At 71.9% G+C, this 23,381-nt stretch carries 18 protein-coding genes; 9 read left to right on the plus strand and 9 right to left on the minus strand.

Annotation, left to right across the window (positions count from 1 at the left end; translation table 11 throughout):
* Positions 1–96 precede the first annotated feature (96 nt).
* Positions 97–1,500, plus strand: coding sequence for a type VII secretion integral membrane protein EccD (gene eccD, locus F4558_RS28210; RefSeq protein WP_167946722.1), 1,404 nt, complete (start codon positions 97–99; stop codon positions 1,498–1,500).
* A 31-nt stretch (positions 1,501–1,531) separates the two neighbouring features.
* On the opposite strand, the gene F4558_RS28215 is transcribed toward eccD, so the two are convergent.
* Complete coding sequence (locus F4558_RS28215; RefSeq protein WP_053654810.1) at positions 1,532–2,038, minus strand: inorganic diphosphatase; 507 nt, start codon at positions 2,036–2,038, stop codon at positions 1,532–1,534.
* Positions 2,039–2,677: 639 nt separating this feature from the next.
* On the opposite strand from F4558_RS28215, the gene dacB reads away from it, so the two are divergent.
* The 3 genes from dacB to tilS all read left to right on the plus strand — a co-directional run bounded on the left by dacB (position 2,678) and on the right by tilS (position 6,360).
* On the plus strand, positions 2,678–4,159 hold the full coding sequence (dacB, locus tag F4558_RS28220; RefSeq protein WP_376767603.1) for a D-alanyl-D-alanine carboxypeptidase/D-alanyl-D-alanine endopeptidase: 1,482 nt from the start codon (positions 2,678–2,680) through the stop codon (positions 4,157–4,159).
* Positions 4,160–4,286: 127 nt separating this feature from the next.
* Positions 4,287–5,357, plus strand: a complete 1,071-nt coding sequence (locus tag F4558_RS28225; RefSeq protein ID WP_053654806.1) for an Rv3626c family coenzyme F420 biosynthesis-associated protein — start codon at positions 4,287–4,289, stop codon at positions 5,355–5,357.
* A 10-nt stretch (positions 5,358–5,367) separates the two neighbouring features.
* A complete protein-coding gene (tilS, locus tag F4558_RS28230) occupies positions 5,368–6,360 on the plus strand; it encodes a tRNA lysidine(34) synthetase TilS (RefSeq protein ID WP_053655064.1) in 993 nt (330 codons plus the stop codon).
* 29 nt (positions 6,361–6,389) lie between these two features.
* On the opposite strand, the gene F4558_RS28235 is transcribed toward tilS, so the two are convergent.
* Entirely contained in the window at positions 6,390–7,352 is a 963-nt protein-coding gene (locus F4558_RS28235; protein WP_053654805.1) for a GlxA family transcriptional regulator, read from the minus strand.
* A gap of 138 nt (positions 7,353–7,490) precedes the next feature.
* Here F4558_RS28235 and F4558_RS28240 point away from each other — a divergent pair, with 138 nt between their 5' ends.
* The 4 genes from F4558_RS28240 (at position 7,491) to folE (ending at position 11,503) form a co-directional block, all read left to right on the plus strand.
* Entirely contained in the window at positions 7,491–7,640 is a 150-nt protein-coding gene (locus tag F4558_RS28240; protein WP_157552414.1) for a hypothetical protein, read from the plus strand.
* A 100-nt stretch (positions 7,641–7,740) separates the two neighbouring features.
* Positions 7,741–8,316: a hypoxanthine phosphoribosyltransferase gene (gene hpt / locus F4558_RS28245; protein ID WP_030328005.1), complete on the plus strand. Its 576-nt coding sequence runs from the start codon at positions 7,741–7,743 to the stop codon at positions 8,314–8,316.
* 467 nt (positions 8,317–8,783) lie between these two features.
* Entirely contained in the window at positions 8,784–10,802 is a 2,019-nt protein-coding gene (ftsH, locus tag F4558_RS28250; protein WP_053654801.1) for an ATP-dependent zinc metalloprotease FtsH, read from the plus strand.
* Between the two features lie 35 nt (positions 10,803–10,837).
* On the plus strand, positions 10,838–11,503 hold the full coding sequence (folE, locus tag F4558_RS28255; RefSeq protein ID WP_053655062.1) for a GTP cyclohydrolase I FolE: 666 nt from the start codon (positions 10,838–10,840) through the stop codon (positions 11,501–11,503).
* Positions 11,504–11,549: 46 nt separating this feature from the next.
* On the opposite strand, the gene F4558_RS28260 is transcribed toward folE, so the two are convergent.
* Both F4558_RS28260 and F4558_RS28265 read right to left on the minus strand, forming a co-directional pair.
* Entirely contained in the window at positions 11,550–12,263 is a 714-nt protein-coding gene (locus F4558_RS28260; RefSeq protein ID WP_053654799.1) for a hypothetical protein, read from the minus strand.
* Positions 12,264–12,291: 28 nt separating this feature from the next.
* Positions 12,292–14,853, minus strand: coding sequence for an FtsK/SpoIIIE domain-containing protein (locus F4558_RS28265; RefSeq protein WP_167946724.1), 2,562 nt, complete (start codon positions 14,851–14,853; stop codon positions 12,292–12,294).
* Between the two features lie 194 nt (positions 14,854–15,047).
* Here F4558_RS28265 and F4558_RS28270 point away from each other — a divergent pair, with 194 nt between their 5' ends.
* Positions 15,048–15,602, plus strand: coding sequence for a hypothetical protein (locus F4558_RS28270; protein ID WP_167947715.1), 555 nt, complete (start codon positions 15,048–15,050; stop codon positions 15,600–15,602).
* Positions 15,603–15,608: 6 nt separating this feature from the next.
* Here F4558_RS28270 and F4558_RS28275 read toward each other — a convergent pair whose 3' ends face one another.
* The 5 genes from F4558_RS28275 to F4558_RS28295 are packed head-to-tail and all read right to left on the minus strand — an operon-like array spanning position 15,609 to position 23,365.
* Entirely contained in the window at positions 15,609–16,208 is a 600-nt protein-coding gene (locus tag F4558_RS28275) for a hypothetical protein (RefSeq protein ID WP_053654794.1), read from the minus strand.
* A gap of 12 nt (positions 16,209–16,220) precedes the next feature.
* A complete protein-coding gene (locus tag F4558_RS28280; RefSeq protein ID WP_167946726.1) occupies positions 16,221–17,396 on the minus strand; it encodes a M23 family metallopeptidase in 1,176 nt (391 codons plus the stop codon).
* Positions 17,393–17,950, minus strand: a complete 558-nt coding sequence (locus tag F4558_RS28285) for a hypothetical protein (protein ID WP_167946728.1) — start codon at positions 17,948–17,950, stop codon at positions 17,393–17,395. Before F4558_RS28285 ends, F4558_RS28280 begins: the two co-directional genes overlap by 4 nt.
* Positions 17,947–19,914, minus strand: a complete 1,968-nt coding sequence (locus F4558_RS28290) for an MFS transporter (protein WP_167946730.1) — start codon at positions 19,912–19,914, stop codon at positions 17,947–17,949. Before F4558_RS28290 ends, F4558_RS28285 begins: the two co-directional genes overlap by 4 nt.
* Position 19,915: 1 nt before the next feature.
* Positions 19,916–23,365, minus strand: coding sequence for an ATP-binding protein (locus F4558_RS28295; RefSeq protein ID WP_167946732.1), 3,450 nt, complete (start codon positions 23,363–23,365; stop codon positions 19,916–19,918).
* Positions 23,366–23,381 lie beyond the last annotated feature (16 nt).

Consider the following 23,381-nt stretch of genomic DNA (forward strand, 5'->3'; position numbering starts at 1 on the left):
CTCCTGACAGCGCTGGGTAACCCGAGGCTGGCTCATCGTAGGTAAAGTCCTGTCGTCCGCGCAGCCTCCGATCCCCCTCGATATGGAGACCAGTCGATGACAGCAGGGCTGGCCCGCGTCACCATCAGTGCGCCGCAGCGGCGGGTGGACGTCGCACTGCCGGAGCAGACGCCGCTGGCGGAGCTGCTGCCCGACGTGCTCCGACACGCCGGTGAGGGCCTGGCCGACGACGGCGAACGGCACGGCGGCTGGGTGCTGCGGCGCACCGACGGCGCGCTGCTGGCGACCGCTCAGGCGCTGCTGCCGCAGGGCGTACGCGACGGCGAGGTGCTGCACCTGGTGCCGGCCCACACCCACTGGCCCGAGCTTGAGTACGACGACGTGGTGGAGGCGATCGCCGACGGCGCCCGGCGTCGCGGCGGTGCCTGGTCACCCACAGCCACCCGGGTCGCCGGCCTGGCCGGTGCGGCGGTGCCGCTCGCCGTCGGGCTGCTCGCCCTGCTCGTCAGCGGCCCGACGCTCCGCAGCGGCTGGCTCGCTGCGACGATCGTGGCACTGCTGCTCACTGTTGCCGGCGGGGTCGCCTCCCGGGCCAACGGCGACGGCGTGGCCGGGGCGACACTCGGCGGGTACGCCCTGCCGTACGCGTTCGTCGCCGGCGCCCTCGCGGTCGGCTCGGGCGATCCGGTCGGGCCACTGGGGCTGGCACGCTGGGTCGGCGCTCCCGAACTGCTTGCCGGTTCGGTGGCGCTGCTGCTGGTGGCCCTGCTCGGGCTGCTCGGGGTGGCAAGTCGACTGCGGGTCTTCGTAGCCGGCGTCACCGTCGGCCTTGTCGGCGCCGGTGCGGCTCTCGGCGCGCTGCTGCTGACCCCGGCCGGCACGGCAGCGGTGCTGCTCAGCGCCCTGGTCTTCGCCGTTGGCGCGATCCCGCTGCTGGCGATCCGGTTGGGCAAGCTGCCGCTGCCGCCGATCACCCTGCCGGCCACCGCGTCCAACGGCGAGCCGGAGCGGGCCCGGGACCTGCCGGATCGGGGTCGGGTGCACGCGGCCGTGGCCCGTACCGAGGAGATGCTCACCGGGATGCTGCTCGGGCACGCCCTGCTCGTGGTTGCCGCGGCGGCGGTGCTCGGGACCTCCGGTGGCACGGCCGGGCGGGTGCTGGTGGCGGTGGTCTCGGCCGTGCTGCTGCTGCGCTCGCGACTGTTCGTGGCGCTGCGGCACCGGGTGCCGACGGTGCTCGCCGGGCTGGCCGGCTACGCGGTGCTCGGCGCCGTACTCGTCGATCGGGCCGATGGCACCGGGCGGCTGGCGCTGGCCCTGGGCGGTGCGGCGCTGGGCCTGGTGGCCGTGGCCGCCGGCACCGGATACGCCCGCCGGCCGGTCTCGCCGTACCTCGGCAGGGTCGCCGACCTCACCGACACGGCGCTCGTGGTCGCCGTGGTGCCGGTCGCCTGCGCGGTGCTCGACCTGTACGACAGGGCCCGGGGGCTGCTCGGCTGAGCGGCTCCCGGGCCCGGTGCGTCAGGGTGCGTCAGTGCAGGGTCTCGCCGCGCGCCTCGGCGTCGCGGGCACGCTGGTACGAGGCGTGGATCTCGGCCTCGGCCTCGGTGCGGCCGACCCAGGTCGCGCCCTCCACCGACTTGCCGGGCTCCAGGTCCTTGTAGACCTCGAAGAAGTGCTGGATCTCCAGCCGGTCGAACTCGCCCACGTGGTGGATGTCGCGCAGGTGCTCCTGGCGGGGGTCCTCGTAGGGCACGCAGAGGACCTTGTCGTCCCCGCCCTTCTCGTCGGTCATCCGGAACATGCCGATGGCGCGGCACCTGATCAGGCAGCCCGGGAAGGTCGGCTCGGGGACCAGCACCAGGGCGTCGAGCGGGTCGCCGTCCTCGCCCAGGGTGCCCTCGATGAACCCGTAGTCGGCCGGGTACTGGGTGGACGTGAAGAGGGTGCGGTCCAGCCGGATCCGGCCGGTCGCGTGGTCCACCTCGTACTTGTTCCGGTGACCCTTGGGGATCTCAACCGTCACGTCGAAATCCATCTGCACGCTCCCTCGTCTGCCCACGCTGGCTAACGGAAACCACTGGCGGCTCCCCGGACAGGTGAATGCCCACCCGCCGACGCCGGCCGCCGCATAGTCTTCGGACCGAAGTAGTGTCACCCAAGCCGGTTTTCGCTGGGGGAGGAGGGGGTCGTGGGGAGGGAAGATTCACACTACCGCCCTGACGGGAGCGCTGCAGGCGGTACCGGACGATCCGGCTCCGGCGGCGCCACCGGGCGGGTGCCGGTGCCCGAGGCCCACCTCCCGCAGCCTTCCGAACCGACACCTCCGGCACCGGGGTCGGCCTCCGAGCGGCCCGCGCCACTGCCGTGGAGCCCGCCCGGCTCGGTGCCCGCCGGCCCGAACACCGGCCGCTTCCCGGTTCTCGGTGGCGACCGGCCCGCCAGCGCCCCGGCGGCTGGCCGTGCCGTGGTGCCGACCAGTCCCGCCTCAGGCGGTCCCGTCCCAGCCTCCGGCGCTCCCGCTCCAGGTGGTCCTGCTCCGGGCGGTCCTGCTCCGGGCGCTTCCGCTCCGGCTGGTCCTGCTCCGGGCGGTCCTGCCCAGGCCGGCCCTCCGCCGGCCGGTGACCGACCGACCGCCCCCGCAGGCGTACCGCCGCTGGGCCCACCGATCTCCGCGCTGCCGGCTCCGGCCGGCGTCGAGCCGCCCACCGCGCCCACCGCGCCCACCGGCCCGCGCCGCCGGGGACGGCTTCTGGCCGTGCTCGCCACGGTGCTGCTGATGGTGCTCGCCGGCGTCGGCGTGGTCGTGGCCCGACCTGGGCCGGTGGCTGGCTGGCTGGGCGAGGACGACGCATCGACGCCGGTCGCGGCCGGTGCCACCCCGGAACCCGACCCGTCGGAGGTGCTGGCCGGGCCGGACGCGAATGCTCCGCTGCCCGCCCCGGACGGGGTGAAGGCCGCGCTGGGCCCGCTAGTCGGTGCCGCAGCCCTGGGTGACCGGGTGAACGTCTCGGTGGCCGACGTGACCTCCGGCCAGACACTCTTCGCCAAGGGCGCCGACGACGGGACTGTGCCCGCCTCGGTGACCAAGTTGGCGACAGCGGTGACAGTGCTGGCCGCCCGTGGTCCCGGCCACCGGATCCCCACCCGGGTGGTGGCCGGCAACAAGCCCGGCGAGGTGGTGCTCGTCGGCGGCGGTGACCCGACCCTCGCTGTGGACAAGAAGGGCTACTACCCGGGCGCGGCACGCCTTGACGACCTGGCCGCACAGGTGCGTACCGCGCTCGGCGGCACGGCCCCGACGAGCGTCACCGTCGACGGGACGATCTACTCCGGCCCGGTGTACGGCCCCGGCTGGGACGCCGACATCCCCACCGGCGGCTACGGCGGTGCGGTCACCGCGCTGATGACCGACGGCGCGCGGCGCGACCCGGGAGCCGACCCCGGAGGCGCGGAACGGGTCACCGAGCCCGACCTCGTCGCGGGCCGGTCGTTCGCCCGGCTGCTCGGCGTGCCGGCCGGCACCGTCAAGCGGGGTACGGCTCCGGCCCTGGCCGCCGCCGCGGGTGGCACCCCGCCTCCCGGCACCGAGCTGGGTACGGTGCAGTCCCCACCGTTGATCCGGCTGGTGGACATCATGATCAGCGAGAGCGACAACCTGCTGGCCGAGGCGCTCGCCCGCCAGGTGGCGCTGGCCCGCAGTCAACCGGCCTCGTTCGACGGCGCCGCCGCGGCCATGGACGCGGAGGTGGCGGCGCTGGGCCTGCCCGCCGACGAGATGACCCTCTCCGACGGCAGCGGGCTGTCCCGCCGCAACCGGATCAGCCCGTCTCTGCTCACCGATCTGATCCGGCTGGCCGCCAGCCCGGACCACCCGGAGCTGGCAGGTGTCTTCGGCGGCCTGCCGGTGGGCGGCTGGTCCGGCACCCTGGACGACCGCTACCGGGGTGCTCCCGGCACCGCCGCCGGAGCTGGCGCCGTCCGGGCCAAGACCGGCACGCTGACCGGCGTGCACGCCATCGCGGGCCTGGTCACCACGGTCGACGGCCGGCTGCTCACCTTCGCGGTGCTCACCGACAAGGTGCCCGGAGGCACGGACACCGCTCAACCGGCGCTGGACCGGATCGCCGCCGCGCTGGCGGGCTGCGGCTGCCGCTGACCGGCCCGTCGGGAGCCTCCACCGTCGCTCCTGACGCCCGCGAACGTCGAGCGCGGAAGCCCGCGACCGGTGTCTATCGCCGACGCGACCCCGGGCCGAGGTGTCGGGGCGCGGGTACGGTGGGTCCATGGCGCAGTTCGTGGACTGGGATCTGGCCGCCGCCACCGCGGGGGCGTTGAGCAAGTCGGGCCCTCGGGTGTCGTACGCCGAGGCGACCGACGTGGTCGGCGACCTGCGTCGGCTTACCGACGAGGCGGCCGGACACGTGGCCGACTACACGGGGCTACGGGCGCAGGTGGCCCATCCGCCGGTCCGGGTGGTGGACCGCCGGGACTGGGCGGCCACGAACATCGCCGGGCTACGTGAGGTGATCACTCCGCTGGTCAGCCGCCTCTCCGGCGACAAGCAGCCCGGCGTGCTGACCGAGGCGATCGGGTCCCGTCTGACCGGTGTGCAGGCCGGCACGGTGCTTGCCTACCTGTCCGGCCGGGTCCTCGGCCAGTACGAGGTCTTCTCCGCCGACCCGGGCCAACTGCTGCTTGTCGCGCCGAACATCGTCGAGGTGGAGCGCAAGCTCGGCGCCGATCCGCGCGACTTCCGGCTCTGGGTGTGCCTGCACGAGGTCACCCACCGCACCCAGTTCACCGCCGTGCCGTGGATGCGTGCCTACTTCCTGGGCGAGGTGCAGGCGTTCGTGGACGCCTCGTCCAACGGCGGCGAGCACCTGGTCGAGCGGCTGCGGCGTGGCGTGGCGACGCTGTCCGAGGCGGTCCGCGATCCGGAGAGCCGTACCAGCGTGCTGGACATTGTCCAGACCCCGGCGCAGCGGGCCGTGCTGGACCGGCTCACCGCGCTGATGACCCTGCTGGAGGGGCACGCCGAGTTCGTGATGGACGGCGTCGGCCCGCAGGTGATCCCGAGCGTGGAGCGGATCCGGGCGTCGTTCAACAGGCGTCGCGAGGCGGGCAACCCGCTGGAGAAGGCGATCCGCCGGCTGCTCGGGGTGGACGTCAAGATGCGCCAGTACGCCGAGGGCCGCAAGTTCGTGCACGGCGTGGTCGAGCGGGTCGGCATGGAGGGCTTCAACTCGATCTTCAACTCTCCGCTCACCCTGCCCCGGTTGTCCGAGCTTGGCGATCCGGACGCCTGGGTGGCGCGGGTGCACGGCCCGGCCGGCCACATCCCGGCCGCTGGCTGACCGTCCGCAGGTGGCCGCGCTCGCCCCGCCGGTGGCCGCGATCCGGGTGGTCGTCCGCCGCGCGCTGAACGGCCTGCCGCCCGGTGGTCCTGTGCTGGTGGCCTGTTCCGGTGGTGCCGACTCGCTCGCCCTGGCTGCGGCGACCGCCTTCGTGGTACCCCGGCTGGGCCGGTCTGCGGGGCTGGTGACCGTCGACCACGGCCTGCAGGCCGGCTCGGCGCAGCGGGCGGAGGCAGTGGCTGTCTGGGCACGTGAGGTCGGCTTCGCTCCGGTGGAGGTGGCCCGGGTGGAGGTGGCAGGGCGTCCGGGCGGCCCCGAGGCGGCGGCCCGGGAGGCCCGCTACCAGGCATTGACGGAGGCGGCTCGCCAGCACGGGGCTGCCGCGCTGCTCACCGGTCACACCCGGGACGACCAGGCGGAGACCGTGCTGCTTGCGCTGGCGCGGGGAGCCGGCCCGCGCGGGCTGGCCGGAATGCCGGCTCGACGGGACCTGGCCGGGGTGCCGCTGCTGCGCCCGCTGCTGGAGATCAGCCGGGAGCAGACCCGCGCCGCCTGTGCCGCGCTCGGCCTCGACATGTGGCAGGACCCGCACAACACCGACCCGTCGTACGCCCGCTCAAGGGTCCGCGCCGACCTGCTGCCGGCGCTGGTACGCGCGCTCGGGCCGGGCGTGGTGGACAACCTCGCGCGTACCGCCCGGTTGGTGGCGGCGGACAACGCCGCTCTCGACGGGTTGGCGGTGGCGGCGCTGGCGGCGGCCCGGTGTGCCGATGGAGGGCTCTCCGTGGCGGCGTTGGCGGGCCTGGTGCCCGCCGTGCGTGGCCGGGTGCTGCACACCTGGGCGCGGGAGTTGGGCGCCCTGCCGGCTGCTTTGTCCTACGGGCATGTCAACGCGTTGGACGCCCTGGTCACCGAGTGGCACGGTCAGGGGCCTGTCGACCTGCCCGGAGGGATCCGGGTGCTGCGCCGCGCCGGCCGGCTGGCGCCGGTCGACCCCACCTGACTCGTTCGTGCGTCACGAGCCGGCCTGCGTCAGACGGTGTGCACGCGGTCCCGGAAGGTCGTCCGGTAGCTGTGCGGGGTGGCGCCGACGCGGCGGTTGAAGTGGTGGCGCAGCGCCGCCGCGTCGCCGAAGCCTGCCCGGTCGGCCACCGCCTCCACGCTCAGCGGGGTCTCCTCCAGCAGCCGTCGGGCGAGCAGCACCCGCTGATTGGTGAGCCAGTCGTGCGGGGTGGTGCCGGTTTCGGCGCGGAACCGGCGGGCGAACGTACGCGGCGCCATGCCGGCGCGCGCGGCCAACTCCTCGACGGTGATGGGGCGATCCAGATGCCCCATGAGCCACTCCAGCACCGGCTCCAGGGTCGGCGCCTCGGGCACCCTCGGGATCGGCGCCTCGACGTACTGCGACTGCCCGCCGTCGCGGTGCGGCGGCACCACCATCCGGCGGGCCAGGCGGGTCGCGGTGGCCGAGCCGTGCTCCTGGCGGACCAGGTGCAGGCAGGCGTCGATACCGGCCGCGGTGCCGGCGCTTGTCAACAGGCGGCCGTCCTGGACGTAGAGCGAGTTGCAGCGGACCCGGGCACGCGGGTGGCGGTCCTGAAGCTCGTCGACGTACCGCCAGTGGGTGGTGCACTCGCGGTCGTCGAGCAGCCCGGCCTCGCCGAGCAGGAAGGCTCCGGAGCAGACGCTGAACAGGTGCGCTCCGCGTGCGTCGGCTCGCCGGAGCGCGTCCAGGACCGGGCCCGGAACGGTCGTGCCCTGGGCGTGCGCCGGTACGGCCACCAGGTCGGCGTCCTCAAGCGGACCGAGGTCGGCGTTCGGGGTGAGGTGGAACCCGGCCGAGGTGCGTACGGGGGCGCCGTTCGGGCCGCACACGTCGAAGCGGTACGCGGGGAAGCCGTCGGCGGTGCGGTCGGTGCCGAACACCTCTGCGAGCACTCCGAGCTCGAAGGGGGCGACCTGGTCCAGGACGAGGACGGCAACGGATCTGAGCATGTGACGAGGGTAACCCGACGGGTGGCAGTAAATCGATGATCAGTGTCATGACTGCCACTGTTCGGTAGGCGCGAGCCGTCGCAGACTGGTCTCAGCCCGGTGCGCACCGGCGGCGAAACCGACAGCAAACACGCGAAAGTGAGCGCCGCCATGGAGTTCCTGTTCTTCCTCCTGTTCCTCGCCCTGCTCGTCGCCGCCTCGGCGGCCGGCCTCACCGCGGACAGCCGCGACTCGGCCGACTGGAAGCCCACTGAGGACGGCCGCCGGTGGCAGTCCCGTACCAGCTGATGCCTTTGAGGGCTTTTGACCTGAAAATCCCGGGCGGGACCGCGCCGAAAGGTGCGGCCCCGCCGACGGAGGCCATGCGACGTACGGCAGGCTAGGAGGCATGGCTGACGGCTCCTGGTACGACGCCGACATCGACCACGTGATCATCTCCGAGGCGCAGATCCGCGAGAAGACGGCGGAGCTGGCCAAGCAGGTCTCCGCCGACTACGCCCACGTGGGTGACGGACTGCTGCTGGTCTGCGTGCTCAAGGGTGCGGTGATGTTCATGGCGGACTTCGCCCGGGCGTTGGGCCGCAACGGCCCCCCGGCCGAACTCGACTTCATGGCCATCTCCTCCTATGGCCAGGGCACCACCTCTTCCGGTGTGGTCCGCATCCTCAAGGACCTCGACCGGGACATCGCCGGCCGGCACGTCGTTGTCGTCGAGGACATCGTCGACTCCGGGCTGACGCTCTCCTGGCTGCTGCGCTACCTGGAGTCGCGCTCGGCGGCGAGCGTCGAGGTGGTCGCGCTGTTCCGCAAGCCGGATGCGGTCAAGGTGCCGGTCCCGGTGAAGTACGTCGGTTTCGACATCCCCACCGAGTTCGTGGTCGGGTACGGCCTGGACTTCGGTGAGCGCTACCGCGAGCTGCCGTACGTCGGGGTGCTCAAGCCCGAGGTCTACGCCCGGTCCTGAGGTCGGCCGGCCCGGTCCACCTGGGTCGTGAGCGCAACTCGCATCGGTGTTCGTCAAGCCGACGTTCAGCGCGCTCTCAGTTCTTCCGGTTACCGTGGAGCCCGGTGGCGTGAAAAGTACCCTCGCGCCCGCCCCCTCGACCGCGTGACCGGGCGTTCGGGTGGTCGGGCCGGAATTTCCGCCACGCCGGTTTCTGCCCGGGACCCGCCGTACGACCTCGGTTTGGGGCTGGCGAGGCCGCCCATGGTGCCCGCCGTCGATGGCGACGGTGCACCGAGTGCGGGGCTCGCGAGCTCACTCGTCGCGTACACGGTGTACCGTCGAATGACCGCGGCGCGGCAGTTTTCGCGCTTCGGGGTCGAGGCCGGCCCGCACGGCGGCTCCGGCGGCCGCTCACGCGGCGACACCAATCAGACGGTCAGGACGTCGATCAGGAGGATGCGGGCGCCTTGGCGCTCGACAACAGTATGGAACGTACGCGTTTCTTCCGCCGACCGGTGGTCTGGATCATCCTGGTCATCCTCGGCGCCGTTGTGCTCAGTCAGCTGTTCACCAGTGGTCCCAGCTACCACCGCGTGGACACTTCCGTTGCGCTCGACCAGCTCCATACCGCGAAGATCAATAAAGTCGTCTTCCAGGACAAGGAGCAGACGCTCCAGCTCGACCTGGCCGAGAAGACGAAGTTCGGTAAGACCGAGACCGACAAGATCGAGGCCCAGTTCCCGTATCAGGCTGGCGACCAGATCTGGAACGAGGTGTTGGACGCCAAGGCGGCCAACCGGGTCACCGGCCCTGCCGACGTCGAGGTCTCGTCGGACAGCATCTGGGTGAGCCTGCTGGTCAACCTGCTGCCCATCGCGCTACTCGTGCTCCTGCTGCTGTTCTTCATGTCGCAGATGCAGGGCGGCGGCTCCCGGGTGCTCAACTTCGGCAAGTCCAAGGCGAAGATGATCACCAAGGACACTCCGAAGACGACCTTCGCGGACGTCGCGGGTGCCGAGGAAGCCGTCGAGGAACTGCACGAGATCAAGGACTTCCTGCAGAACCCGGCGAAGTACCAGGCCCTGGGCGCCAAGATCCCGAAGGGCGTGCTGCTGTTCGGCCCGCCCGGAACCGGTAAGACGCTGCTGGCCCGCGCGGTCGCCGGCGAGGCCGGGGTGCCGTTCTACTCCATCTCGGGCTCCGATTTCGTCGAGATGTTCGTCGGTGTCGGTGCCAGCCGGGTCCGTGACCTCTTCGAGCAGGCCAAGGCGAACGCCCCGGCGATCGTCTTCGTCGACGAGATCGACGCCGTCGGCCGGCACCGTGGCGCCGGCATGGGCGGCGGTCACGACGAGCGCGAGCAGACGCTCAATCAGCTGCTCGTCGAGATGGACGGCTTCGACACCAAGGGCGGGGTCATCCTGATCGCGGCCACCAACCGGCCGGACATCCTCGACCCGGCGCTGCTGCGCCCCGGTCGATTCGACCGGCAGATCCCGGTGGACGCCCCCGACATGGAGGGCCGCAAGGCCATCCTGCGGGTGCACGCCAAGGGCAAGCCGTTCGCCCCCGACGTCGACCTCGACGCGGTGGCACGGCGTACCCCGGGCTTCAGCGGTGCCGACCTGGCCAACGTGATCAACGAGTCGGCTCTGCTCACCGCCCGTAAGGACCAGCGGGCGATCACCAACGACTCGCTGGAAGAGTCGATCGACCGCGTGATCGCCGGTCCGCAGCGACGGACCCGGGTGATGAGCGACCAGGAAAAGAAGATCACCGCGTACCACGAGGGTGGGCACGCGCTTGTCGCCTGGGCGCTGCCGCACGCCGCGCCGGTGCACAAGGTGACGATCCTGTCCCGTGGCCGCTCGCTGGGCCACACCCTGGTGCTGCCGACCGAAGACAAGTACACCCAGACCCGGGCCGAAATGATCGACACCCTGGCGTACGCGCTGGGCGGCCGGGCCGCTGAGGAACTCGTCTTCCACGAGCCCACCACCGGCGCTGGCAACGACATCGAGAAGGCCACCCAACTGGCCCGCGCGATGATCACCCAGTACGGCATGAGCTCGAAGCTCGGTGCGATCAAGTACGGCACCAGCGGGGACGAGCCGTTCCTCGGCCGCAACATGGGCCACGAGCGGGACTACTCGGACTCCGTGGCCGCCGAGATCGACGGCGAGATGCGGGCGTTGGTCGAGCTGGCGCACGACGAGGCGTGGGAGATCCTGGTGGAATACCGGGACGTCCTGGACAACATCGTGCTCGAGCTGATGGAGAAGGAAACCCTCTCCACGGCCGACATGGCGCGGATCTGCTCCCGGGTGGTCAAGCGCCCGCCGCTGGCGCCGTACAACGGCTTCGGCAAGCGCCAGCCCTCCACCGAGCCGCCCGTGCTCACCCCCGCGGAAAAGGACGCGCTCAAGGCGCAGGCCCAGGCCGACGGCGCGCAGGCGTCCGTTGGTGGCGGCACACCGTCCAACAACTCGGACGGTACGCACTGAGCAACGACCCGACGGCCAGCTCCCCGAACAGGGAGCTGGCCGTCTCCGCGACCGAACCCGACGGTGACGACGCCCTGGACTACGTGGCCGCCCGACTGATCAGCGGCAGGCTCAGCGGCCGCCCGGTCGAGGAGGCCATCGACCTCGGCCGGATCGAGAAGGCAGTCCGGGAAATCCTGATCGCGGTCGGCGAGGACCCGGATCGTGACGGGCTCCAACAGACCCCGGCCCGGGTCGCCCGCGCGTACGCCGAGCTGTTCGCCGGTCTTCGGGTCGACCCGGCGCAGGTCCTCAGCACCACATTCGAGGCCAACCACGAAGAACTCGTGATCGTCCGGGACATCGACGTGATGAGCCTCTGCGAGCACCACCTGCTGCCGTTCCGCGGCAGCGCGCACATCGGCTACATCCCCGGCCCGGACGGGCGGATCACCGGCCTGTCCAAGCTGGCCCGGCTGGTCGAGGTCTTCGCCCGCCGTCCGCAGGTGCAGGAACGCCTCACCTCCCAGGTCGCCGACCTGCTGATGAGCAAGCTCGCACCCCGGGGCGTCGTCGTGGTGCTGGAGTGCGAGCACATGTGCATGGCGATGCGTGGCATCCAGAAGTCCGGTGCCCAGACCATCACCTCGGCGGTACGCGGCATCCTGCAGTCGGACTCCAAGTCGCGGGCCGAGGCGATGGCGCTGATCATCCCCCGCTGATCCGTACGCTGCTGGTCGGCCGACCAACTCCGCTGTTCGCGGTGGGTCAGCCGGCCAGCAGGGCCAGCAGCAGAACCGCCGTCACCAGCACCGCCGGCACCAGGCAGACAAGCGCGCCGAAGCGCACAGTGCGATCCAGCCGCTCACCCGGGCCGGCGCGGAACAACCGCCCGACGCCCACCCAACCGGCGACGAACGCGACCGCCGGCATCGGCAGCCCGCAGATCAGCGCCGCCACACTTGCCGCACCCGCACCGGTCGACGCGTACACGATCACCTGGATCAGCGGAACGAGCAGCGCAAGTGGCCCGTACACCAGAAGGTTGCGCGCCCGCGCGGGCCAGGAACCCGGCCGGAACCCACGGCGGGCGGCCAGCGCCGCGTCCGCCGCCTCGGCCCGGCCCCGCGCCGCCCGCAGCGCCGCCAACACGGCCGCCGGGCCGCCGGCCATCGACCGGGCCGCCTCGGTCAGCTCCGGCGGCGACGGCACCAGCGAGATCGCCGGTACGCCCAGCTCCCGCAGCCGCTCCTGCTGACTCGCCAGCCCAGCGCGGACCACCGTCAGCTCTTCCCGGGCGGCCTCCGCCGAGCGGGCCTGCTCGCCGGCTGCCGCTGCCGCGCCGCGCCGCACCCCGTCCAGCTGACGTGCCGCCGCCAGGTACTCCGACCACGCGTTGGCGGGCTCCGCGCCCGACCGCGCATCGTCCGGCCCGGCCGTCCGCTGCCGGACCGGCCCGGTCACCGTCGCCTCCGCGCTCATCCCCGCACCTCCCGCGCGCACCGCCGGATCACCACGCCTCGTCGGCGAACGGCACCAGTACCGTGCCCCGATCGCCCGGACCATCCCAGAGCGTCACCCGGTCGGGGCGCGTCCGCCACTCCACCGGCCGGCCGAAGACAGCCGCGAGCTGCGCGGCCGGCACATCCAGCACCGCTACGGCGGCGAGCTTGTCCACCTCGCCGTCCGGCTCCAGCAGCGCGGCGAACGGCGGCACCGCCCGCCACCAGCCCAACAGGTGCCGTCCCGCAGGCGGGCCGTCCCGCAGCAGGGCGCGCAGCCGGTCCGCCGGCAGCTCCCGGGGACCAGGGCGGTCCAACCCGAAGACCACGAGGTACGTCGGCAGCTCGTCGTCCGGATCCGCGAGCAGCGTCGGCAGGTCGACAATGCTGGCCGGATGGCGATCGGCAAGCTCGGCCGTCAGCGCCTCCACCAGCGGCCGGGCACCCGGGTCGGGTGCCGCCAGCAGGAACCGCGCCGTGCCCGGCGGGTGATGGGCCGCGGTGCTCCGGGCCGCCGTCGCCAGCAGCCCACCCGCCGCCGGACCCGACCCCAGCACCGCGAGGTTACGGCCGGCCGCGGGCCCCAGCGGTACGGCAACAGTCGTGCGGGCCACGTCCACAGCCCGGCCGAGCAGGGCAGCCGGCCCGTGCGCCTGCCCCGCCAGTGCGGCCCGGTGCCGGGGATCGTTGCCCAGCAGTGGCCTCGCGTAGCCGGCGAACACCACAGGCGGGGCCGACCCCGCCGGCCGGGCGGCGAAGAGTTCGTGCCGCAGCCGCTCCACCACCTCCGGGTGGTCCTGCGGATCGGGGTGCCGGATCAGCCGCTCGTGGCCACGGATCGCGCCCCGAGGGCCGCCCAGCCCACCGGCGGTGTTCACCACCGCACTGCCGACCGGCAGCCCCGCCGCCGAGTCGTTCGTCGGCTCCAGCACCGGGCTGCCGCCCGGCAGCGCCACCCGTACCGGAAACTGCCCGAGCACCGAATCCCGGTGCCCGCCGTCCGAGCGGGCGCTCAACCCCAGCTCACCCGCCCCGGCCAGAATCAGGTGTACGCCGTACGCCCGACCGGATCGGGCCAGCCCGTCCAACAGGGCGGCCACCTCGGCAGCCAGCCGGTCACGCTCGGCGAAGACCGACGGCAGATTGTCCACCACACACACGATCCGTGGCAGCGGCTGGTGCTGGCGCAACTCGGCGAAGCGCTGGCCACCCGCCCGCTCGGCCGCCTCCGTCCGGCGCCGCACCTCGGCCGTCAACTGTTCGAGCAGATCCCGCACGTACTCCCGGTCGGCAGCCATCGCCGCCGCCCGCACCTGTGGTATCCAGGACCGGTCCCGCTCGGTCTGGAGGAACTCCACGAAGGACTCGCCGTCCCCGAGATCGGCCAGGTAGAGGGCGAGGTCGTCCGGACCGTACCGGGCGACAAGCCCGAGCAACGCCGTGGTCAGGAACGCCGCACGCCCCGCCTCGGACCGGCCACTCACCAGCCAGTGGGGGGTCAGCTCCGTGAACCCCAGCGGCACCGGCCGACCCCCGGCATCACCGACCATCGTGGTCAACCCGTCGGCCGAGTCGGACTCCCAGAGCCGCTCACCCGTCGCCGGCAGCAGATCCGCCAACGCCAACCGGGAACCCGCCTCCACCTGCTCGGCCAGCCGCCTGCACACCGCGTCAACCAGGTCGGCCGGCGGGTCCGCCTCGACGAAGACAGGCGAGTTCAACCCACCCGGCGGTTCGGCACCGGGGCTCGCGAACGACGTCCCCGGCGGATCACCAAGCAGCGCGTACGCGTTGCGCAACACCAACGGAGTGGCCCGCGGCAGTGGCGCCCGAGCCGCATACGGGCCGGCCGGAGGCCAACCCGTCACCACCAGGTGCAATCCAGCGGCCGGACCCTGCTCCGCCAACGCCTCGATCCGCGCCAGATCCGTCGGGCCGGTCAGCTCCGGCAGCACCGCGACCACCAGCAGCAGCGTCCGGTCGTGGCGGCGCCGCCCGCTCGCCCCCGGGGCCACCCACTGCTCCGCCTCGGTCAGCACCGCGCGCACACCCGCCACGTCCACGGCCGGCGGTGGCAACAGACCCGCGTCGCCCAGCGCGCCGAACGGGCTGAGCACATCACCCGTGGCGTCCACCGCACGCACCAGCAGCGAACCCGCAGGCGCCGCACCCAGCAGCCGCAACAGCACAGCCCGCAGGAGCCCCGCCACCCGAGGCTCCCGGGCGTCGGCGTCCACACTCAGATGTCCGGCTCCGACCAGCGGCACCAGCGCGGGGAAACGGGCGTCGTCCAACGGCGCCGCCGTACCCACCCTCACGAACGGAGGCGGGCCGTCACCAGCCGGAGAATCTGCGGTCAGCGAATCCAGGGCGGCGCCCGACCAACCCGGAGCCAGCCGCTCGGCAACAACCCGCAGACGGTCGGCCAACTCGTACTGGCGACGCTGGTCAGCGGGGGCCGGGCGGGTCTCGTCGAGGATGCCTGCAGCGGCGGTCACGACAGCTGCGGCCCGGCGGTGCAGCGCTGCGGCGCGGTTCGTGCGTGCCTTCGGACCGGCCACCGCGTCCACCCCCTCTGCCCGAGGTTGGCAACCCCTCCCGAGCAGAGACGGTATCCCAGCCAGGGCCGCTCCACCGGGAGGTGCCACGGCGGTGCGCCGGTGTTGTCGCGGATCTCACCAGTGGGCAGCGGTCCGTCACGATCCGCTCGATCTGAGGCATTGGCTCCGGAGCGTCCAGCCGTTAACGTCAGGAGGTGGAATCAGTGCAGCCCCCCGCCGGTTCCCAGGTCTCCCGCGTACCGGCCCAGCGGGCACCGTCCGAGCAGCTGCCGCCGGCCCAGGCCGCGCCAGCGCCGGAGCCGCCACGCCGCCGGTTGCGGACTGTGCTCATCGTTGTCGGAGGGGTGCTCGCGCTGCTCGGCATGGGTGCTGTCATCACCGGCTTCGTCTGGTACAACAGGGCCGCCACCCCAGACCGCAGCACGCCCGACGTGGCGGTAGCCAACTACATTCAGTCATTCCTGGCAGACCGCAACGACGCGAGAGCAAGCGAGTTCGTCTGTCAGGGCGGCGCGGATATCGAAGATTTGCGGCTGCTTCGGGATGATCTGGTTGCGCGCGAAAATCGCTTCAGCGCGACGATCTCAACAAGTTGGGAGGGATTTGTCCTTCAGCGGCAAGGCGATTTCGCCGTCGTGGAGGTCGACGTGATCCTCTCAGCCGTCGTGGACGGGATTTCGCAGAGTGATCGCCAGCGTTGGCGATTTGAGACACGGCACCAAAAAGGCTGGCGGGTGTGTAAGGCCGAAGGGCCCTGAGAGAAATCATTCGATCCACAGCAGATGGACCGGGACTTCCAGGGTGGTGGGTGACTGGCCGCGCCAGGCCCAGCGGTACCACTCCACCTCGGGCGTGATCCGTACACAGATGTCGCCCTCGGCGCCCGAGTAGGTCTCGGTGACCGCCCGCATGTCCCGATGTTCCACGCCGTCCTCGACGTGCACGACCCGGCGTCCGGTCACCGCGTCCGCCTCGAAGACGGGGGTGGGCGACGGGTGGGTCGGGCCGTCCAGTGAGACCAGCCGGATGCCGGTTTCTCGGGTGCTGTCCGCCGCGGGCCGCTCGACGATCGTCTCCACCCACACCCGCTCCACGGGCATCAGCGGCGCGAACACCTCGACCTGGTCTGCCTCGGCCCGGTACCACTCGTGCTCGGGGATCACCGGCACGTAGGTGCGGGCACCCTGCACCACCCGGTCGTCGGCGCGCAGATCGCCTCGCCAACCCAGACCCGGCAGGCCCACCAGGACCCGCCGTCCGCGTAGCTCCACGGGCTCGGTCGCGGAGACGATGGTCAGCGGGCGGGGCGGCCGAGGTGCCCAGTCGGGCTGGTCGGCGAAGGGGTCCGGCATTGGTCCGGTCATGCCCGTGGCGCCTCACTCCGCAGCGCGCAGCGGGGCGCCCCGCTGCCGCATGAACGGAACCGGGTCGATCGCACCGCGGCTGGACCGGTCGCCGCGCTGGTGCACTTCGAAGTGCAGGTGCGGGCCGGACGAGTTGCCGCTGCTGCCGACCTGCCCGATGATCTCGCCCGCCGGCACGATCTGGTCGGGCGCGACCCGGGGACGGGTCACCATGTGGCAGTACCTGGTGATGTAGCCGCCGGCATGCAGTATGTCGACGAACCACCCGCACCCGCCCTTGCCAGGATATCCGTCCACGTCGCAGCTCCGCCGCCCCCGGTCGTCGGGGTCGCAGCGGGCGACCAGCACCCGACCTGCCGCTGCGGCGCGGATATCGGTGCCCTTGGCCGCACCGATGTCCACCCCGTTGTGGCTGGGCCGTTCGGTGGTCCGGAAGCCGGAGCCGACGTCGCCGGGGATCGGTGCGGTCCAGCCGGAGGCGGCGATCTCACCTCGCTCGGCGGCGTTGCAGACCGCCTTGCCGTTGATCTCGACGGTGCGGGCCGCACCACCGGCCAGGGCATCCACGATCGTGCTGGCCAACTCCTCGTGCTTGGCGTACGCGTCCGGATATGCGCTGATCTGGACCTGCTGCGCCACCACGGTCAGCGGTCGGCGCTGCCAACTCCGCACCTTGACGAGCTTCTCGTAGAACTTCCGAGCCGTGTAGGCGGGATTCATCCGCTCGGCGACAGTGCCCCACCCCGGCCGTTGCTGGAAAAGGCCGAGCGAGTCGTGGTCGGCGCCCACACCCTCGTGCGGCAGGGCGAGAGACTCGGGTACGCCGGAGTTCGCGAGATTGCGCAGTGCGGACTCCTGCATGGCGGTGGCCAGGGCGATCACCCAGCCGCGCGAGGGAACCCCCATGTCCTGGCCGACCTTGATGATGATCGCGGCGTTGCGGATCTGTGTGTCGCCGTACTCGGCGAACCGGGGCAACTCTCCGGTGATGTCGACCGGCCGGACGGGGCCGCAGCCCCAGCCGGCCAGGCTGTCGCCGTCCTCTGCTGTGCCGCCGAGCCCGCTGAGGAAGAACGCAGCCGTGCCGCCGGTGCAGCAGAGCAGGAGCAGTACACCGGTGAGAATGCTGGCGAGCAGTCCGATCCGTATCGGCCGGCGGACGGCTGCGGAGGCACTGCCGGCGGTCATTGCCGCTCCCAGTCCAGGACGTCGACCAGCCAGCCGCCGTCGGCCATGACCAGCTCGAGCCGGAGTCGGCCGTTGTCGAGTGGCAGAAGCACCTCGACGAACGTCTCGGTGCCTGCCCGCATCGTCGACGGGCCGGTCACCTTCTCGGCCGGAACGCCGGCAGGCTCGGCACCGGCCAGCTTCTCGGTCAGCGTCGGGGTCGATAACGGCCGCAGCCCAGCGTGCCATTCCTCGGCGGTCATTCCGGGCCGGCCGAGCCAGGCCGCTGCGAACCGGTCGGCGGTCTGCTCAGGAGTACGGGCGCCCACCGGGGTGACCGGTGACGGCGGTGCCTCGGTGGCGAGCACGCCATCGTCACCAGCCTTCGGGTCCACGGTGGTGATCGGTCGGCTCGGTCGGCTACTCAGACCGTCCGTCGGATCGAGTGGACCGGAGGCCAGACGGGCCGCCCCGATCACGCCGAAGACGAGCACCGCGATCACCAGCGCCACACCCAGCCGGGACCGTAGCGCCCGGGTGAAGAGGAACTCCAGGGCACGTCGCATCGCTGTCACCGGGCCTCTGAACGCACCCGCGGTCCGGTGCGGTCCGGCGCACGTTCGGTGGAGCCTGGGCGGTAGACCACGAACGACGGATTCTCGGCCGGCACGTCCGGCTCGGTCCAGGTCGCCGGCTGCCGCCGTCGAGGCTGAGGCGGAACCGGTCGACGCTTGCCGCCCGTCCCCGTTGTCGGCGTCTCGTCAGTGCGTTCCTGACCATCGGGCCGTGCGCCGCCAGCGCGTTGACCCTCGAGCGGGGCAGCCGAGGTCGGCACCGGATCTTCCCTGCGCGCCTCCGGGCGCAGTCGGGTCTGCTCCGCGACCGGCGACCGGCGTCCACCCACCGGCTCCGAAGTACCCCCGGGCTCCGCGATGTCGAGCCGAGCCGCGACACGCATGTCCCGGAAGAACCGGCGGTGCCAGGAGCCGGCCGAGCTGACCGCCTCGCTGCTGTCCTTGCCGCCCAGCTGGGTGATCCGTCGGTACGGCCGCAGCAGCAACCAACCGACCACTCCGCAGAGCCAGACCAGGACCACCTGGAGCCAGCCGGGCAGGGTGGGCGTACTCATGATCAGGTCGACCGCGAACAGGTAGATGGCCGCCCCGGTGCCGAAGATGGCGATGTTGAAGACAGCGGCGACCACGGCGTTCGCCAGCCGTCGAAGGCCGGCGCTGGCTGGTCGGAGCAGCCCGACGGTGCCCAGGATGGGTGCCGCGATCACCGCCCACCGGAAGATCAGGAAGCCCAGCAACACCAGCACCGACGCGGTGAGATCGAACATCGCGAAGAGTAAGGCCGCGAGCACCGCGATGAAGCCAGCGCCGATACGATCCATGTCGCGTGTGCCAACGAGAAATTCGTAAGCTTCCGGGTCTTCAGTCTTAATCTGTTCCGCGACCGTCATCCACTGTTTTTGCTTGGACTTGATTACTACATCACGGGTGGCCGGGTTGGAACGGATGGATTCCGCCTCGCCCCAGCTGAGAGACTTGGCGTCGTAGAGTGCCCGCCCGTACTTCTTGGCGGTTTCGCTATCCGCCGAGCCGAGCAGACCACGCAGCCAGTTGCGGTAGAGCATTGACTCGGTCGCGGTGTCGCTGGCCCGAACGGCTGGTGGCCGCTTGTCGACACACGCATCCGGGTTGGGCAGCACGCACCAATCTGCCGGGATGTCCCTAGATGCCGGTCCTACGGCGTCGTGCACGACGCCGAGTGAGGTGATCAAGGTACTGTCCGCGATGTTCGCCGACTTGACAGGCCAAGCGGCGAGCGCGGTGACAGCCACCATCACCAGTAACGCCCAGCCGGCCGTCGTCATCGCATTGCTCATGTCCGACTGGCGGGAGCGCCAGAGCAGGTAGAGGCCGACGACGCAGAGCGTAATGATCCCGAAAACGCTGAACACCTTCTGGTAGACAGCCTTGGTGGCCTTCTCGACCAATGGGTCGGCCCAGTTCCACATCGAGCCTGGATCCCAGGCCCGCTCCCGCAACGCATTCGAGGCGCCCACGATCGCCGTGGCCATCATGAGTTCGCCGTTTGCGACTGTGGTTGTGAACTTGTAGTCCGGGTGGAGAACGGTGGAGGCGCAACCGCCCTCCACGTCATATGTGTTGAAGCTGTATCCGCCGAAGCCGTATTCGCTATAGATGCCATTCGGCCCAGGCAATTTGGAGGACTCCGGACGAGAGGCGAACCAGCCTGCTAGGCCCGAATCCGGGGCGGACGGCACGGGTGGCTTCCGGCAGGCAATCTCGGCATCCGCGACCGCCTGGAGCTTTGCGACACAGGCCCGGAAGTCGGCCTGCCACTCCGGGGTCGTACACAGGTCGGCGCGAGCCTGGGCGACGGGCTGGGTGGCAGCGGGCGGTGCGGCGGCGGCAGCCTCCGCGCCGATCAGCGGCCAGGAGAGGCTGGCCCCGGCCAGTACGCCGAGGGCGAGCAGGAACGACGCGATCCGTGCCCAGGCCCTCGCCATGTCACGCCTCCAGATCCGGCAGGGGGATGCTCGGGAGCACTCCGGCCGCCGCGGCGATCGCGGCGGGCGTCGTGTCGAGGTGTTCCAGCAGGCCGTCGACGTACGAGACGTCGACCCGGACCTTCTGCACGCGTCCGTCGACGTCGCGCATCACGAACTCACGGAAGCCGAGCCGGCTGGCCGAGTTCGTGTCGGCGGCGGAGAGCGAGGCGAGTGTGGCTTCGTACCCGTCGTTGACCGGCACCCGCAGCAGCCTCAGCGCCTCGGAGGCGATCTCGGCGTCCTCGGCGATCCGGCCGACGAAGACGGTGGAGACGAGGTTCTGCACGTCGAGACCGAGGATGTCGCGGGGGTTCTGCGAGGCCACGAGCGCCGCGAGGTTCCACTTGCGGGAGTCGCGGGCGAGCCGGACGAGGAATGACCGGCCGGAGCGCCAGCCCTCCATGAAGTGCGCCTCGTCGAGACCGACGAGTTTGCGCGACGACATCGACCCGCCGTAGCAGCGGCGGACGGCGAGCCGGTGCGCGGTGTGCAGCATCGGCAGGGCGAGTGCCTCCTCCGCCGACCAGTACTCGCGTTCGATCTTGAGGTCGGGCAGCCGCAGCCCGGCCATGGTGATGACAGTGAGCGCCGCGTCGGCACCGAGCAGGCCCTCCGGCGGCCTGCCGAAGAAGAGCATGGCCAGCGGCATCTCGGCGGTGTCCAGCAGGAGGTTGGCCAGCTCCTTGCCGGCGTCGTCGTCGAGCCGGCCGAGGCAGCTCACCACGTCGTCCAGGGTGGACGTCTCCTCGGCGGGGACCTGTCGGACCGCGTGCCGGAACAGGGTGGCGGTCGACGCCTCCCGGGCCACCTGCGGCGGCACCAACATCATGCAGATGTCCTGGACGAGCATCCGCCGCTCGGCGCGGGCGTTGGAGACCGCGATCTCGAACTCCCGGTCACCGGCCGCCCCAGCTGCGAATTCGCTGCGCAGGGGCGTGGGAATGAGCGAGTAGGGGGCCAGGGTGCCGTGCTCCGAGCCGGTCAGGTTCAACACCCGGGAGTACGGCCGCAGTTCGGGCATGGCGCAGAGCCGAGCCAGCGGCCCGGACGGGTCGAGCAGGGTTACCTGAACGCCCCGGCGGGCGGCCAGGTAACCCAGGGCGCCGAGCAGTGTTGACTTGCCACCACCCGGTTCGGCCACGAAGACCGCGAGCCCGGAGCGTTCGCGGACCTCCATGGGGAAGTGCAGGTCGAGGAAGACCGGGCGGCGGCAGGTGCCGGCGGTCCGGCCGATCAGGTCGCCGCGCCTGTCACCCACGTTGGACGCGGCCTGCGGGAGTGCGGCGGCGAGCAGCGGGACCGGCATCCGGCGGACGTAGCCGGTGTTGGCGATCGGCTCGCCGGGGATGAACTCGCGGGCCAGCCAGTCCTGGTTCTTCGGGTGCTGGAGCGAGATGCGCAGCTCGCGGGAGTAGAGCTGGATGAGCCGGCGGGCCCGCTCCAGGCATTCCTCCCTGGTCCGGCCGCCGACGGCGATCCGGTGCCAGCCGTGGGCGCGTGCCGAGTCGACGGGCAGCCCGGTGGTCATCTCGTCGCCGATCACCAGCGCGCGCTTGGCGAGCCGTTCCAGCTCGGGGGGCGCGTCGATGCCGTGCTCGGCGTAGTCGAGCTGCTGGGAGCGGATCATTCGCAGCCGGTGTTCGAGGTTACGGAACGAGTCGCCGGAGCCGAGGATGTCGACCCGCGTGGAGATCTCCATGGGCCAGGGCAGCCGCTCGTGGAAGTGCAGCCAGGGCTCGTGCCGCTCGGGGATCTCCAGCGGTTCCATCCGGCCGACGGCGAGCACCGCGACGTGTCGTTCCTCGCCGGTCATCCGGTTGACCAGTTTCACCGTCGAGCCGTACGGGGTGCGGTAGCGCTCGACCTGCTCGGTGAGGGCTAGCAGGTCGCCGCGTTCCCATTGCCCGTCGGTCACCGGGGAGAGCCGGCCGGGGGGCGACATGCACAGCGCGACCGAGCGGTAGAGCAGCCATTCCAGCTCCTGGGCGGTGACCCGCCGGCCGCGCATGCCGAACGCGCCGAGCACCTCGTCGAACTGTTCGACGGTGCGGCCCAGCTTGCGGCGTTCGCCGTCGGCGGTGCCCCGGCCGAACGTGCGCAGCAGCCGCTCGGTGAGCGAGTCGCCGAGGGAGCGCCGGGCGAAGGTGACGCCCAGGTAGGTCTGGCCCTCGGCGTGGTTGACCGACATCAGGTGCCGTTGGGCGGCGACCAGGTGATCGGCCCAGCCGGTGGTGCCGGGCACGTCGCCGAGCGGTGCCGGGGTGTGCGCGTCGATGGTGCGCGCCCACTCGTCGGCGGGGAAGGGACGCGTGGTGCGGCGTAGGTGCAGCCGGAAGCCGGCCAGGCCGGCGTACTGCTCGGAGATCGCCGACAGCAACGCCTCGCGCTCCGCGTCCGGCCGAAACGCCCAGCGGACCTCGGGCAGCCAATACCAGGCGGTGACCGTGTTGGGGGTGAAGGTCAGATGGCCGGCGATCTCGGTGATGGCCAGCTCGACCGACGGATCCCGATCGCCGAACTTGATCTTCGGAGCACGGACGCGTGTCGGTCGGATCGGCTGGTCCGTACGGCTCGCGGCACGGCGTCGGGGCTTCGCGACCTCCCGCCCTGCCGGTTCGGTGCTGACGGACCCGGGTCGCTCCGCGTCGGGTTCGGGGGTGCGCCGCCGGGATCGCTCCAGAGCCGGACGATCGGCAGCGCCGGCGGGGCCTGTCGCCGCCCGCTTCGATGGCGCCAGGGCTGCTGGTCTGTCGGACGGTGCCGTCGATCCGTTGGTCGCAATGGCGGCACCTGTCGCGCTGGTCGAGGCCGGCGCGTGTCCCGGGGCGGGCGCAGGTTCGTTCGGTGGGCGAAGCATTGGCAGTCGGTCGCCGGCCTGGTGCGGCACCCGGGACTCGACGGCCGGGACGGCATCTCCGCGCCGCGCCTCAACGACATTCCCGTGTCGCGCCTCAACGGCATCACGGCGCCGTGGCTCGATCGGGCGGCCGTTGGGCTCGTCCTCAGGGGTCCACGGCGCTTCCAGATCGGGCACCCTCTGAGCCGGTCGGGTGGGCGCCGGCCCCAGGGCGGGCTGCTGCGGAACTGGCGGCTGCTCCCGAACGGCGGGGCCGGCCGTGACGGCCCGCGCCGCGCCGGGCCGGGCCGCGCCGAACAGGTCCAGGAACGGTGAGTCGATGTCGGCGTTCTCGCCGGCCGACACCTCGGCGGGCTCGGCGGGTGGCGTACGGCGGGTGACCGGCCGGGGAGCCTGGAAGACGCCGACCGCCCCGTGGCCGGGCGAGGTCACCAGCGCGGGATCGAGCGCCACCTCATCCTCGGCGTCGGTGTAGTCGAGTGACTGCGTACGGTGACCAGCCGGCACGGCCGGGCGGCCGGCCGGGGAACCCGGCGTGGAAGAGCGACTCATGCGGCAGCCTCACCCA

This window comes from Micromonospora profundi (assembly GCF_011927785.1).
GTDB lineage: Bacteria > Actinomycetota > Actinomycetes > Mycobacteriales > Micromonosporaceae > Micromonospora > Micromonospora profundi.

What these genes read in the sequence shown, in the direction of transcription:
- eccD (WP_167946722.1), top strand. Translation starts at nt 97, where the DNA reads ATGACAGCAGGGCTGGCCCGCGTCACCATCAGTGCGCCGCAGCGGCGG.
- F4558_RS28215 (WP_053654810.1), bottom strand. Translation starts at nt 2,038, where the DNA reads ATGGATTTCGACGTGACGGTTGAGATCCCCAAGGGTCACCGGAACAAG.
- F4558_RS28225 (WP_053654806.1), top strand. Translation starts at nt 4,287, where the DNA reads ATGGCGCAGTTCGTGGACTGGGATCTGGCCGCCGCCACCGCGGGGGCG.
- F4558_RS28235 (WP_053654805.1), bottom strand. Translation starts at nt 7,352, where the DNA reads ATGCTCAGATCCGTTGCCGTCCTCGTCCTGGACCAGGTCGCCCCCTTC.
- hpt (WP_030328005.1), top strand. Translation starts at nt 7,741, where the DNA reads ATGGCTGACGGCTCCTGGTACGACGCCGACATCGACCACGTGATCATC.
- ftsH (WP_053654801.1), top strand. Translation starts at nt 8,784, where the DNA reads ATGGAACGTACGCGTTTCTTCCGCCGACCGGTGGTCTGGATCATCCTG.
- F4558_RS28260 (WP_053654799.1), bottom strand. Translation starts at nt 12,263, where the DNA reads ATGAGCGCGGAGGCGACGGTGACCGGGCCGGTCCGGCAGCGGACGGCC.
- F4558_RS28275 (WP_053654794.1), bottom strand. Translation starts at nt 16,208, where the DNA reads ATGACCGGACCAATGCCGGACCCCTTCGCCGACCAGCCCGACTGGGCA.
- F4558_RS28280 (WP_167946726.1), bottom strand. Translation starts at nt 17,396, where the DNA reads ATGACCGCCGGCAGTGCCTCCGCAGCCGTCCGCCGGCCGATACGGATC.
- F4558_RS28290 (WP_167946730.1), bottom strand. Translation starts at nt 19,914, where the DNA reads ATGGCGAGGGCCTGGGCACGGATCGCGTCGTTCCTGCTCGCCCTCGGC.
- F4558_RS28295 (WP_167946732.1), bottom strand. Translation starts at nt 23,365, where the DNA reads ATGAGTCGCTCTTCCACGCCGGGTTCCCCGGCCGGCCGCCCGGCCGTG.